At 49.7% G+C, this 14,591-nt stretch carries 8 protein-coding genes; 7 read left to right on the top strand and 1 reads right to left on the bottom strand.

Annotated elements, in window-relative coordinates; all coding sequences use genetic code 11:
• Positions 1-356: 356 nt before the first annotated feature.
• From sucA to sucD, 4 genes are all read left to right on the top strand, one after another.
• The gene (sucA, locus tag ACJHYO_RS18195) at positions 357-3,158 is read left to right on the top strand and encodes a 2-oxoglutarate dehydrogenase E1 component (protein WP_001181473.1); all 2,802 of its coding nucleotides are present in this window, start codon (positions 357-359) and stop codon (positions 3,156-3,158) included.
• 14 nt (positions 3,159-3,172) lie between these two features.
• On the top strand, positions 3,173-4,390 hold the full coding sequence (gene odhB, locus ACJHYO_RS18190) for a 2-oxoglutarate dehydrogenase complex dihydrolipoyllysine-residue succinyltransferase (protein ID WP_000099836.1): 1,218 nt from the start codon (positions 3,173-3,175) through the stop codon (positions 4,388-4,390).
• A 93-nt stretch (positions 4,391-4,483) separates the two neighbouring features.
• Complete coding sequence (gene sucC / locus ACJHYO_RS18185) at positions 4,484-5,650, top strand: ADP-forming succinate--CoA ligase subunit beta (RefSeq protein ID WP_001048602.1); 1,167 nt, start codon at positions 4,484-4,486, stop codon at positions 5,648-5,650.
• Positions 5,650-6,519 carry a succinate--CoA ligase subunit alpha gene (gene sucD / locus ACJHYO_RS18180; protein ID WP_000025458.1) on the top strand — a complete coding sequence of 290 codons (870 nt, stop codon included), beginning with the start codon at positions 5,650-5,652 and terminating at the stop codon, positions 6,517-6,519. The genes sucC and sucD overlap by 1 nt, the downstream gene beginning before the upstream one ends.
• 103 nt (positions 6,520-6,622) lie before the next feature.
• Here the strand turns inward: sucD and mngR are convergent, their stop codons facing one another.
• Entirely contained in the window at positions 6,623-7,345 is a 723-nt protein-coding gene (mngR, locus tag ACJHYO_RS18175; RefSeq protein WP_085455235.1) for a mannosyl-D-glycerate transport/metabolism system transcriptional repressor MngR, read from the bottom strand.
• A gap of 169 nt (positions 7,346-7,514) precedes the next feature.
• Here mngR and mngA point away from each other — a divergent pair, with 169 nt between their 5' ends.
• The 3 genes from mngA (at position 7,515) to ACJHYO_RS18160 (ending at position 13,474) form a co-directional block, all read left to right on the top strand.
• Positions 7,515-9,431, top strand: a complete 1,917-nt coding sequence (gene mngA, locus ACJHYO_RS18170; protein WP_170984047.1) for a PTS 2-O-a-mannosyl-D-glycerate transporter subunit IIABC — start codon at positions 7,515-7,517, stop codon at positions 9,429-9,431.
• 17 nt (positions 9,432-9,448) lie between these two features.
• Positions 9,449-12,082, top strand: a complete 2,634-nt coding sequence (gene mngB, locus ACJHYO_RS18165) for a mannosylglycerate hydrolase (protein ID WP_340531224.1) — start codon at positions 9,449-9,451, stop codon at positions 12,080-12,082.
• A gap of 198 nt (positions 12,083-12,280) precedes the next feature.
• Positions 12,281-13,474 carry a tetratricopeptide repeat protein gene (locus ACJHYO_RS18160; RefSeq protein WP_033546385.1) on the top strand — a complete coding sequence of 398 codons (1,194 nt, stop codon included), beginning with the start codon at positions 12,281-12,283 and terminating at the stop codon, positions 13,472-13,474.
• Positions 13,475-14,591: the final 1,117 nt, after the last annotated feature.

Genomic DNA, 14,591 nt, shown 5'->3' with positions numbered 1-14,591 from the left:
AGGCCTGATAAGACGCACAAGCGTCGCATCAGGCAACCAGTGCCGGATGCGGCGTGAACGCCTTATCCGGCCTACAAAAGAAATGCAGAAACCGTAGGCCTGATAAGACGCGCAAGCGTCGCATCAGGCAAACAGCGCCGGATGCGGCGTGAATGCCTTATCCGGCCTACAAAAGAAATGCAGGAAATCTTTAAAAACTGCCCCTGACACTAAGACAGTTTTTAAAGGTTCCTTAGCGGACGCAGAAAACACGACAAGTCCGCAACAAGTGAACCCCGGCACGCACATCAGATATGAAATGTGCGTGGTAGTATCCACGGCGAAGTAAGCATAAAAAAGATGCTTAAGGGATCACGATGCAGAACAGCGCTTTGAAAGCCTGGTTGGACTCTTCTTACCTCTCTGGCGCAAACCAGAGCTGGATAGAACAGCTCTATGAAGACTTCTTAACCGATCCTGACTCGGTTGACGCTAACTGGCGTTCGACGTTCCAGCAGTTACCTGGTACGGGAGTCAAACCGGATCAATTCCACTCTCAAACGCGTGAATATTTCCGCCGCCTGGCGAAAGACGCTTCACGTTACTCTTCAACGATCTCCGACCCTGACACCAATGTGAAGCAGGTTAAAGTCCTGCAGCTCATTAACGCATACCGCTTCCGTGGTCACCAGCATGCGAATCTCGATCCGCTGGGACTGTGGCAGCAAGATAAAGTGGCCGATCTGGATCCGTCTTTCCACGATCTGACCGAAGCAGACTTCCAGGAGACCTTCAACGTCGGTTCATTTGCCAGCGGCAAAGAAACCATGAAACTCGGCGAGCTGCTGGAAGCCCTCAAGCAAACCTACTGCGGCCCGATTGGTGCCGAGTATATGCACATTACCAGCACCGAAGAAAAACGCTGGATCCAACAGCGTATCGAGTCTGGTCGCGCGACTTTCAATAGCGAAGAGAAAAAACGCTTCTTAAGCGAACTGACCGCCGCTGAAGGCCTTGAACGTTACCTTGGCGCAAAATTCCCTGGCGCAAAACGCTTCTCGCTGGAAGGTGGTGACGCGTTAATCCCGATGCTTAAAGAGATGATCCGCCACGCTGGCAACAGCGGCACCCGTGAAGTGGTTCTCGGGATGGCGCACCGTGGTCGTCTGAACGTTCTGGTGAACGTGCTGGGTAAAAAACCGCAAGACTTGTTCGACGAGTTTGCCGGTAAACATAAAGAACACCTCGGCACGGGCGACGTGAAATACCACATGGGCTTCTCGTCTGACTTCCAGACCGATGGCGGCCTGGTTCACCTGGCGCTGGCGTTTAACCCGTCTCACCTTGAGATTGTAAGCCCGGTCGTTATCGGTTCTGTTCGTGCCCGTCTGGACAGACTCGACGAGCCGAGCAGCAACAAAGTGCTGCCAATCACCATTCATGGTGACGCCGCAGTGACCGGGCAGGGCGTGGTTCAGGAAACCCTGAACATGTCGAAAGCGCGTGGTTATGAAGTTGGCGGTACGGTACGTATCGTTATCAACAACCAGGTTGGCTTCACCACCTCTAACCCGCTGGATGCCCGTTCGACGCCGTACTGTACTGATATCGGTAAGATGGTTCAGGCACCGATTTTCCACGTTAACGCGGATGATCCGGAAGCCGTTGCCTTTGTTACCCGTCTGGCGCTCGATTTCCGTAACACCTTTAAACGTGATGTCTTCATCGACCTGGTATGCTACCGCCGTCACGGCCACAACGAAGCCGACGAGCCGAGCGCAACCCAGCCGCTGATGTATCAGAAAATCAAAAAACATCCGACGCCGCGCAAAATCTACGCTGACAAGCTGGAGCAGGAAAAAGTCGCGACGCTGGAAGATGCCACCGAGATGGTTAACCTGTACCGCGATGCGCTGGATGCTGGCGATTGCGTTGTAGCAGAGTGGCGTCCGATGAACATGCACTCTTTCACCTGGTCGCCGTACCTCAACCATGAATGGGACGAAGAGTACCCGAACAAAGTTGAGATGAAGCGCCTGCAGGAACTGGCTAAACGCATCAGCACGGTGCCGGAAGCGGTTGAAATGCAGTCTCGCGTTGCCAAGATTTATGGCGATCGCCAGGCGATGGCAGCCGGTGAGAAACTGTTCGACTGGGGCGGCGCGGAAAACCTCGCTTACGCCACGTTGGTTGACGAAGGCATTCCGGTTCGCCTGTCGGGTGAAGACTCCGGTCGCGGTACCTTCTTCCACCGCCACGCGGTAATCCACAACCAGTCTAACGGTTCCACTTACACGCCGCTGCAACATATCCATAACGGCCAGGGCGCGTTCCGCGTCTGGGACTCTGTACTGTCTGAAGAAGCCGTACTGGCGTTTGAATACGGTTATGCCACCGCAGAACCACGCACCCTGACCATCTGGGAAGCACAGTTCGGTGACTTCGCCAACGGTGCACAGGTGGTTATCGACCAGTTCATCTCCTCTGGCGAACAGAAATGGGGCCGGATGTGTGGCCTGGTGATGTTGCTGCCGCACGGTTACGAAGGGCAGGGGCCGGAGCACTCCTCCGCGCGTCTGGAACGTTATCTGCAACTTTGTGCTGAGCAAAACATGCAGGTTTGCGTACCTTCTACCCCGGCACAGGTTTACCACATGCTGCGTCGTCAGGCGTTGCGCGGGATGCGTCGTCCACTGGTCGTGATGTCGCCGAAATCCCTGCTGCGTCATCCGCTGGCGGTATCCAGCCTCGAAGAACTGGCGAACGGCACCTTCCTGCCAGCCATCGGTGAAATCGACGAGCTTGATCCGAAGGGCGTGAAGCGCGTAGTGATGTGTTCTGGTAAGGTTTATTACGACCTGCTGGAACAACGTCGTAAGAACAATCAACACGATGTCGCCATTGTGCGTATCGAGCAACTCTACCCGTTCCCGCATAAAGCGATGCAGGAAGTGTTGCAGCAGTTTGCTCACGTCAAGGATTTTGTCTGGTGCCAGGAAGAGCCGCTCAACCAGGGCGCATGGTACTGCAGCCAGCATCATTTCCGTGAAGTGATTCCGTTTGGGGCTTCTCTGCGTTATGCAGGCCGCCCAGCCTCCGCCTCTCCGGCGGTAGGGTATATGTCCGTTCACCAGAAACAGCAACAAGATCTGGTTAATGACGCGCTGAACGTCGAATAAATAAAGGATACACAATGAGTAGCGTAGATATTCTGGTCCCTGACCTGCCTGAATCCGTAGCCGATGCCACCGTCGCAACCTGGCATAAAAAACCCGGCGACGCAGTCGTACGTGATGAAGTGCTGGTAGAAATCGAAACTGACAAAGTGGTACTGGAAGTACCGGCATCAGCAGACGGCATTCTGGATGCGGTTCTGGAAGATGAAGGTACAACGGTAACGTCTCGTCAGATCCTTGGTCGCCTGCGTGAAGGCAACAGCGCGGGTAAAGAAACCAGCGCCAAATCTGAAGAGAAAGCGTCCACTCCGGCGCAACGCCAGCAGGCGTCTCTGGAAGAGCAAAACAACGATGCGTTAAGCCCGGCGATCCGTCGCCTGCTGGCTGAACATAACCTCGACGCCAGCGCTATTAAAGGCACGGGTGTGGGTGGTCGTCTGACCCGTGAAGATGTGGAAAAACATCTGGCGAAAGCCCCGGCGAAAGAGTCTGCTCCGGCAGCGCCTGCTCCGGCGGCGCAACCGGCCCTGGCTGCACGTAGCGAAAAACGTGTGCCGATGACTCGCCTGCGTAAGCGTGTGGCAGAGCGTCTGCTGGAAGCGAAAAACTCCACCGCCATGCTGACCACGTTCAACGAAGTCAACATGAAGCCGATTATGGATCTGCGTAAGCAGTACGGTGAAGCGTTTGAAAAACGCCACGGCATCCGTCTGGGCTTTATGTCCTTCTACGTGAAAGCGGTGGTTGAAGCCCTGAAACGTTACCCGGAAGTGAATGCGTCTATCGACGGTGATGATGTGGTCTACCACAACTATTTCGACGTCAGTATGGCGGTTTCTACGCCGCGCGGTCTGGTGACGCCGGTTCTGCGTGATGTCGATACCCTCGGCATGGCAGACATCGAGAAGAAAATCAAAGAGCTGGCTGTTAAAGGCCGTGACGGCAAGCTGACGGTTGAAGATCTGACCGGTGGTAACTTCACCATCACCAACGGTGGTGTGTTCGGTTCCCTGATGTCAACGCCTATCATCAACCCACCGCAGAGCGCAATTCTGGGTATGCACGCTATCAAAGATCGTCCGATGGCAGTGAATGGTCAGGTTGAGATCCTGCCGATGATGTACCTGGCGCTGTCCTACGATCACCGTTTGATCGATGGTCGCGAATCCGTGGGCTTCCTTGTAACGATCAAAGAGTTGCTGGAAGATCCGACGCGTCTGCTGCTGGACGTTTAGTAGTTTAAGCTTCACCTGCACTGTAGACCGACGTGGATAGGGTGTCGGTCTACGGTTTAAAAGATAACGATTACTGAAGGATGGACAGAACACATGAACTTACATGAATATCAGGCAAAACAACTTTTTGCCCGCTATGGCTTACCAGCACCGGTGGGTTATGCCTGTACTACTCCGCGCGAAGCAGAAGAAGCCGCTTCAAAAATCGGTGCCGGTCCGTGGGTAGTGAAATGTCAGGTTCACGCTGGTGGCCGCGGTAAAGCGGGCGGTGTGAAAGTTGTAAACAGCAAAGAAGACATCCGTGCTTTTGCAGAAAACTGGCTGGGCAAGCGTCTGGTAACGTATCAAACAGATGCTAATGGCCAACCGGTTAACCAGATTCTGGTTGAAGCAGCGACCGATATCGCTAAAGAGCTGTATCTCGGTGCCGTTGTTGACCGTAGTTCCCGTCGCGTGGTCTTTATGGCCTCCACCGAAGGCGGCGTGGAAATCGAAAAAGTGGCGGAAGAAACTCCGCACCTGATCCACAAAGTTGCGCTTGATCCGCTGACTGGCCCGATGCCGTATCAGGGACGCGAACTGGCGTTTAAACTGGGTCTGGAAGGTAAACTGGTTCAGCAGTTCACCAAAATCTTCATGGGCCTGGCGACCATTTTCCTGGAGCGCGACCTTGCGCTTATCGAAATCAACCCGCTGGTTATTACCAAACAGGGCGATCTGATTTGCCTCGACGGCAAACTGGGCGCTGATGGCAACGCACTGTTCCGCCAGCCTGATCTGCGTGAAATGCGTGACCAGTCGCAGGAAGATCCGCGTGAAGCACAGGCTGCACAGTGGGAACTGAACTACGTTGCGCTGGACGGTAACATCGGTTGTATGGTTAACGGCGCAGGTCTGGCAATGGGTACGATGGACATCGTTAAACTGCACGGCGGCGAACCGGCTAACTTCCTGGACGTTGGCGGCGGCGCAACCAAAGAACGTGTAACCGAAGCGTTCAAAATCATCCTCTCTGACGACAAAGTGAAAGCCGTTCTGGTTAACATCTTCGGCGGTATCGTTCGTTGCGACCTGATCGCTGACGGTATCATCGGCGCGGTAGCAGAAGTGGGTGTTAACGTACCGGTCGTGGTACGTCTGGAAGGTAACAACGCCGAACTCGGTGCGAAGAAACTGGCTGACAGCGGCCTGAATATTATTGCAGCAAAAGGTCTGACGGATGCAGCTCAGCAGGTTGTTGCCGCAGTGGAGGGGAAATAATGTCCATTTTAATTGATAAAAACACCAAGGTTATCTGCCAGGGCTTTACCGGTAGCCAGGGGACTTTCCACTCAGAACAGGCCATTGCATACGGCACTAAAATGGTTGGCGGCGTAACCCCAGGTAAAGGCGGTACTACCCACCTCGGCCTGCCGGTGTTCAACACCGTGCGTGAAGCTGTTGCTGCTACTGGCGCTACCGCCTCTGTTATCTACGTACCAGCACCGTTCTGCAAAGACTCCATTCTGGAAGCTATCGATGCAGGCATCAAACTGATTATCACCATCACTGAAGGCATCCCGACGCTGGATATGCTGACGGTGAAAGTGAAACTGGATGAAGCAGGCGTTCGTATGATCGGCCCGAACTGCCCAGGCGTTATCACCCCGGGGGAATGCAAAATCGGTATCCAGCCGGGTCACATTCACAAACCGGGTAAAGTGGGTATCGTTTCCCGTTCCGGTACGCTGACCTATGAAGCGGTTAAACAGACCACGGATTACGGTTTCGGTCAGTCGACCTGCGTTGGTATCGGCGGCGACCCGATCCCTGGTTCTAACTTTATCGACATCCTCGAAATGTTCGAAAAAGATCCGCAGACCGAAGCGATCGTGATGATCGGTGAGATCGGCGGTAGCGCTGAAGAAGAAGCAGCGGCGTACATCAAGGAGCACGTTACCAAGCCAGTTGTGGGTTACATCGCTGGTGTGACTGCGCCGAAAGGCAAACGTATGGGTCACGCAGGTGCGATCATTGCCGGTGGTAAAGGGACTGCGGATGAGAAATTCGCTGCTCTGGAAGCCGCAGGCGTGAAAACCGTTCGCAGCCTGGCGGATATCGGTGAAGCACTGAAAACTGTTCTGAAATAAATATCTGTAATAAGAAATAGCCCTCGCCGCTTCCCTCTACAGGAGGGGCGAAGGGCTGTCGGTTTCGACATGGTTGGCCATCTTATGATGGCCTTTTTTATGCTTATCGCGATGATTTTCGCTGCGCTATCAGGGTAAATTTATAGTCATCGGTATTAAAAGCGTTGCGGCTATATTCAAACACCCGGCCATCAACTAAATATCCACGCGATACTTTTTCAAGAATCGGCTTAGTCTGGCTGATATTAAGCAGACGGCTCATTTCTTCGGTTGGCATCAGAGGAATGATTTCCTGTTCGCTACGAACGATAACCATTTTCTTCACTTCTTCAATAAAGTGATATTTCGAATTTTCCATAACCTGCCAGGTGAGATCCGGGAACAACGCAAGCGGCATCCAGGTTTCTTCCAGTGCCATTGGCTTTTGCTTGCGATAGCGCACACGCTTCACATGCCACACGCGATCCTGTTCGCTAATTTGCAGCTGCTGCTGGAGAAAATCATCAGCCAGGATCACTTCAAACACCAGGACGTCGCTGTGTGTATCGATGTGTCGATCAGACATTTTTTCATCGAAACTGGTTAACTGAAAAATATCGTAATTGACCCGCTCTTCTTTTACGTAAGTCCCGCTGCCTTGAATACTTTCAAGGATCTGCTGCTCGACTAACTGTCGCAAAGCCTGACGCACCGTAACCCGGCTGACGCCAAACTCTGTTTGTAGTGCTGATTCAGTGGGTAACGCATCGCCAGGTTTAAGCTCGCCACGCGCAATCTGCTCACGAATGCGATCAGCAATCTGTCGGTATAAGGGTTTCCGTCCCATTATTTAGCATCTCATTAATACGAATTTTGTCATTATGCCCGATAAATTCATCCTGTAAATAATACAAATATAATACAAATAATCTCAATCAAGTGAAATTGATTACATAATAGTATTTGTTTGTCGGGCACACTGGCGCGACTATAAAAACGATCAAGTGAGGATCATGATGAACCTGACGACTCTGACCCACCGCGATGCGCTGTGCCTGAATGCGCGCTTTACCAGCCGTGAAGAGGCCATCCACGCGTTGACTCAACGTCTTGCTGCTCTGGGGAAAATTTCCAGTACTGAGCAATTTCTGGAAGAAGTGCATCACCGTGAAAGTCTTGGCCCGACGGCCTTAGGTGAAGGGCTGGCTGTACCGCATGGTAAAACTGCTGCGGTAAAAGAAGCAGCGTTTGCCGTTGCGACACTGAGTGAGCCGCTTCAGTGGGAAGGCGTGGATGGCCCGGAAGCGGTTGATTTAGTGGTGTTGCTGGCGATTCCCCCCAATGAAGCGGGTACTACGCACATGCAACTGCTGACAGCGCTGACCACGCGCCTGGCGGATGATGAGATTCGGGCGCGTATACAGTCGGCTACGACGCCTGATGAATTGCTTTCGGCGCTTGATGACAAGGGAGGCACGCAACCTTCTGCCTCTTTTTCCAACGCGCCAACTATTGTCTGCGTAACGGCCTGCCCGGCGGGTATTGCTCACACCTACATGGCTGCGGAGTATCTGGAAAAAGCCGGACGCAAACTCGGCGTGAATGTCTACGTTGAAAAGCAAGGTGCTAACGGCATTGAAGGACGTTTAACGGCGGATCAACTCAATAGTGCAACTGCCTGTATTTTTGCGGCTGAAGTCGCCATCAAGGAGAGTGAGCGTTTCAACGGCATTCCTGCGCTTTCTGTGCCTGTTGCCGAGCCGATTCGCCATGCGGAAGCGTTGATTCAACAAGCGCTTACCCTCAAACGTAGCGGTGAGACGCGTACCGTACAGCAAGATACGCAACCGGTGAAAAGTGTCAAAACGGAGCTGAAACAGGCACTGTTGAGCGGGATCTCTTTCGCCGTACCGTTGATTGTCGCGGGTGGCACGGTACTGGCGGTTGCGGTATTACTGTCGCAAATCTTCGGGCTACAAGATCTGTTTAATGAAGAAAACTCCTGGCTGTGGATGTACCGCAAACTGGGCGGAGGGCTGCTCGGGATTTTGATGGTACCGGTGCTGGCAGCCTACACCGCCTATTCACTGGCTGATAAACCGGCGTTAGCGCCAGGCTTTGCGGCTGGACTTGCCGCCAACATGATCGGTTCCGGGTTTCTCGGCGCGGTCGTTGGCGGATTGATAGCCGGTTATCTGATGCGCTGGGTGAAAAATCATCTACGTCTTAGCAGTAAATTCAATGGATTCCTGACTTTTTATCTCTACCCGGTGCTCGGTACGTTGGGGGCGGGCAGTCTGATGCTGTTTGTGGTGGGAGAACCTGTCGCCTGGATCAATAACTCGCTTACCGCCTGGCTGAACGGTCTGTCAGGAAGTAACGCGCTGTTGCTGGGTGCCATTCTCGGTTTTATGTGTTCCTTTGACCTTGGAGGGCCAGTGAACAAAGCCGCTTATGCATTCTGCCTGGGCGCAATGGCAAACGGCGTTTACGGCCCGTATGCCATTTTCGCCTCCGTCAAAATGGTTTCGGCATTTACCGTAACCGCTTCCACGATGCTCGCACCGCGCCTGTTTAAAGAGTTTGAAATTGAGACCGGGAAATCCACCTGGCTGTTAGGGTTGGCAGGTATTACCGAAGGGGCGATCCCGATGGCGATTGAAGATCCGCTGCGGGTTATTGGTTCGTTTGTGCTGGGCTCTATGGTAACGGGCGCTATTGTCGGCGCGATGAATATCGGCCTTTCGACACCCGGTGCCGGCATTTTCTCGCTCTTTTTACTTCATGATAATGGCGAGGGCGGTGTTATGGCGGCAATTGGCTGGTTTGGTGCGGCGTTGGTGGGGACTGCAATCTCGACTGCAATTCTCCTGATGTGGCGGCGTCACGCGGTTAAGCATGGCAACTATCTGACTGATGGCGTAATGCCATAAACAAAAAGGAAACGACGATGAAAGCGGTATCTCGCGTTCACATCACCCCGCATATGCACTGGGATCGGGAGTGGTATTTCACCACAGAAGAGTCTCGCATTCTGCTGGTCAATAATATGGAAGAGATCCTGTGCAGACTGGAACAGGACAACGAATACAAATATTACGTACTCGACGGGCAAACGGCGATCCTCGAAGATTATTTCGCTGTCAAACCGGAGAACAAAGATCGTGTGAAGAAGTTGGTCGAGGGCGGGAAATTAATTATCGGTCCCTGGTATACCCAGACCGATACCACGATTGTTTCTGCTGAATCCATAGTCCGTAATCTGATGTACGGAATGCGTGGCTGCCTCGCGTTTGGCGAGCCGATGAAAATAGGTTATTTACCGGATTCCTTTGGCATGTCCGGGCAACTGCCACATATATACAATGGATTTGGCATTACCCGCACCATGTTCTGGCGCGGATGTTCTGAGCGCCACGGTACTGATAAAACCGAGTTTTTGTGGCAAAGCAGTGACGGTAGCGAAGTGACGGCGCAGGTGCTGCCGCTGGGCTACGCCATCGGTAAGTACTTACCTGCGGACGAAAATGGATTACGTAAACGCCTCGACAGTTATTTTGACGTGCTGGAAAAAGCGTCAGTAACCAAAGAAATTTTATTGCCGAATGGTCATGACCAGATGCCCTTGCAGCAAAATATCTTCGAAGTGATGGAGAAACTGCGCGAAATTTATCCTCAACGAAAGTTTGTGATGAGCCGCTTTGAAGAGGTATTCGAGCAGATTGAAGCGCAGCGTGAAAGTCTGGCCATCCTGAAAGGTGAATTCATCGATGGCAAATATATGCGCGTGCATCGCACCATCGGTTCCACGCGCATGGATATCAAAATTGCCCACGCACGCATTGAAAATAAGATTGTTAATCTGCTGGAACCGTTGGCAACGCTGGCCTGGACTTTAGGTTTTGATTATCACCACGGCTTGCTGGAGAAGATGTGGAAAGAAATTTTAAAAAACCACGCCCATGACAGCATCGGCTGCTGCTGCAGTGATAAAGTTCATCGCGAGATTGTCGCCCGCTTCGAACTGGCAGAAGACATGGCGGATAATCTAATTCGGTTCTATATGCGCAAAATAGCAGACAACATGCCGCAGAGCGACGCCGACAAACTCGTCCTGTTTAACCTGATGCCCTGGCCGCGTGAAGAAGTTATCAACACAACTGTTCGACTGCGCGGTAGCCAGTTTAATTTGCGAGACGGTCGCGGTCAGCCTGTGCCATATTTTATTCGACATGCCCGTGAGATCGATCCCGGCCTTATTGATCGGCAAATAGTTCATTACGGCAATTATGATCCCTTTATGGAGTTTGATATTCAGATCAGCCAAATTGTCCCTTCTATGGGGTATCGCACGCTCTATATAGAAGCGAATCAGCCTGGCAATGTGGTCACGCCAAAAAGTAAAACAGAGGGAATACTGGAAAATGCTTTCTGGCAAATTGCACTCAATGAGGATGGTTCACTTCGTCTGGTTGATAAAGATAGTGGCGTGCGCTATGACCGGGTGTTTCAAATTGAAGAAGGTTCCGATGATGGGGATGAATATGATTATTCGCCAGCAAAAGAAGAGTGGGCCATTACCTCAGCGAATGCGAAACCGCAATACGATATTATTCATGAGGCCTGGCAGAGTAGGGCCATAATTCGCTATGAAATAGCGGTGCCGCGTAATCTGTCAGAGCGTCGCGCAAAGCAATGTTCTGGCAGGGTAGGGGTGGAGACGGTGATCACTCTTAGCCATAACAGCAGACGCATTGATGCGGATATTAATCTTGATAACCAGGCCGATGATCACCGTATTCGTGTATTGATTCCCACGCCTTTTAACACAGATGTTGTTCTTGCGGATACGCAGTTTGGTTCATTGACGCGGCCAGTGAAGGATTGCGCAATGAATGTCTGGCAGCAAGAAGGCTGGAAAGAAGCGCCGGTTCCGGTATGGAATATGCTCAACTATGCTGTCTTACAGGAAGGGCGTAACGGCATAGCCGTTTTTAGCGAAGGATTACGTGAATTTGAAGTCATTGGAGAAGAGAATAAAATCTTTGCTATTACGTTGTTGCGTGGTGTGGGATTACTGGGAAAAGAAGATTTACTTTTAAGGCCAGGGCGTCCTTCAGGAATTAAAATGCCTGTGTCCGATTCACAATTACGCGGATCATTTTCCTGTCGTCTGAGTTTATTTAGTTATATCGGTACTCCCGTAACTGCCGGTGTAGCCCAGCAGGCACGCGCATGGCTGACGCCAGTTCAGTGTTATAACAAAATCCCGTGGGATGCGATGAAGCTTAATAAAGCCAAATTCAATGTGCCGGAAAGTTATAGTTTGCTGAAAATGCCACCAGTGGGATGTCTGATCAGCGCGCTAAAAAAAGCGGAAGACAGACAGGAATTAATATTGCGGCTGTTTAATCCGGCTGAATTGACAAGCTGTGATGCGACCGTCGCGTTTAGCAGGAAGGTGATGACGTGTACAGAAACCATGATGAATGAACGCTTTAATACAGAAAAAAATGAGGTTTTAAAAGAATTAGCTCTCTTTTTACCGGGACAGTCGCGGACATTTAGCTACCGAATAGTCTGAATGGTGTGTAATAAAGCAAACCACATGAAAAAACAGCGTTTCTCAGAAAGTTCAGGTCATCTCCGGATGGCCTTTTTGTTTCAAGGTGAGTGGGTGTTAATCTGAAAAGTGTACTTATTTCTTTTTTTTTCACCTTTTAACACGATAATAATAACTGGGAAATTTCCACCTTACATTCATTAAAAAAAGGATTTATACATGAAGAAAATTGTTTTGCCAGTTGCTCTCGCGCTGTTGGGCATGAATGCAGGTGCTTATGCCGCCGATGTAAGCATTGATATTTTAAGTGCGACAGTGAAAGATAAACGCATTGAAGGGGCATCGGTGACGCTGCAACGCAATGGTGCACAATCTGTTTCTGGTATCACAAATACTTCGGGCAGCATTAGTTTGGGGACTTCATTTGCTGATAATAAAGATGCTCTATTAATCGTCAAAAAAGAGGGGTATTCCAATCTGGTGGTCAAATGTCCGTGCGCTGGCATGACTTATGCTATCAGTCCGGTGATGACGAATCTGGATGGCATGCGTGTAGTTTTGAGCTGGGGCGAAAAGCCTTTTGATCTTGATTCGCATTTGATCTTCCCTGGCGGACATATCTATTTTGATAGTAAAGAGGGAACTGATGCCAATCTGGATGTTGATGATACGGATAGCTATGGACCAGAAACTGTCACTATCAGCAAAAAGCATTTTGGTGAAAGTTACATCTATGCCGTGCAGGACTATAGCAATAAAGGGCTGCCCAACAGTAATTATCTCTCTGCCAGTAAGGCAAAAGTGTTTGTTTATGTAGGGAGCTCCCTGGTACGTAGTTATAGTGTCCCTGCTGGAAAACGAGGGAACATCTGGACCGTGTTTAAACTCAATCCAAACGGCGAGTTTGAAGATATCAACTCTGTTACCAGCGCCAATTTTAACGACACCACATTAGACGTCAGGGATTTAGCCACTGTGATAATGCCTGCGACGGACTCTTCAGCTCCGGCTTCGCCTGCGATGCAAAACAGTGGAGATACTCAACTGGCAAGAAAATATAATCGCGAAGGTGAAGCTGTTTATAAAACCGGTCAACTTGAGCAAGCCATTCAACTCTTCCAACAGGCAACAGAATTAGACGGCAATTACGGACAGGCATTTAGTAACCTGGGTCTGGCGTATCAGAAAAATGGCAACATAGCGGAAGCAATTTGGGCAAATCGTAAAGCGATCTCGTTAGCGAGTGGGGTAAATGCGGCGACAACGCGCGCCAACTCCTATTATAACATTGCCAAAATTTATGAAACCTCGGGCCAGAATGCTGAAGCATTGCAGCATTATCAACTGGCGTATACGGAAAAAAATAAGCCTTCTTATGAAGAAGCTATTGCACGTGTAAAGACGAAAATGTAAATCAGCTGTATTTTGTGGGCATCTGATGATGCCCACTGTTTACGAAAATTTGATTTGCCTGTTACGCAGTTGCCTGGACCTGTGTGAGAGGCGCAAACTATTAACCATTTTTAATGTTAATTTCGGTCAAAAATATTATCTCAGGCTGAGTTGTTTCATTTTTTGAGGAGCAAGATCTTTATAATTGGCTGGCGCCTCTTCACGATGCCATTTCATAAAAATGAAAGTGGAGTCATGTTTTTTAATTTTATATGCTTGCTTGTTTTTTTGGGTGATATTATCCATCACTCACTGTTTTTATATGATTAGGTGTCAATACGTTATATCACTCGATGTGTTACTGACGACTATTACTTTAATATTTAGTGATCGTAAACATGGTTCTCCAGATTACTAAATTTCTGGCATCTTACAATATCATCATCTTCAAATAGTTAAATTAAGATTATGGCACTGCCAAAACAGATAAATTGAAGCAGTCTGGTAGATATTGCAGAACAACCTTGATTCCAACGGCGAAATCATGTTTATCCTCCAGGTTGCCGCCCATATGGAGCTGAATATCATTCAGTCCACGCTTGATGAGTTGATATCGCTATATCCATAGACAGGGTAGCTTTTTACACGAGAGTGTCCGGTGTTTTCTAACGGCTGGCAATCATTCCGTTTTGTTGTTTCGTATCACTGCTATAACAATTTCTCTTGAATTTCAATCTTTGAGCGAATCATTGAATACAGATCGGGAAATATTAATACCATATATATTTTATTTTGAAAATCCTTGTTTCATCTGACTATACCTAAGGTATCTATTTCTTCTTGTGATTATTACCAATGAAATAATAAGTGACGGATTTACAGTACGTTGCTCATAAAGACAACAATCAATTAACGTTGATAAAAATATGTTATGTAAAATGGCAATAAAGTAGCTACTCTAACTAATTAGTATTATAAAAAGTCGATAAAGCGGCTCTGTTAAATAAAATACTGGTTTTTTATCTATATATTTCCATGTGGGTAATTTTACTGTGCTATTTTGTTACAATAAATTAACAATAAAGTTACCAGTGGCTCATGATTCACACATAATTAACATATGTGGTTGATTTTGATA

Origin of the sequence: Escherichia sp. WS1118, from assembly GCF_046487695.1 — a bacterium.
GTDB classification, from domain to species: Bacteria; Pseudomonadota; Gammaproteobacteria; order Enterobacterales; family Enterobacteriaceae; genus Escherichia; species Escherichia coli.
The sequence above is the reverse complement of the archived record's forward strand: the minus strand, read 5'-3'. Positions and strand labels throughout refer to the sequence as shown.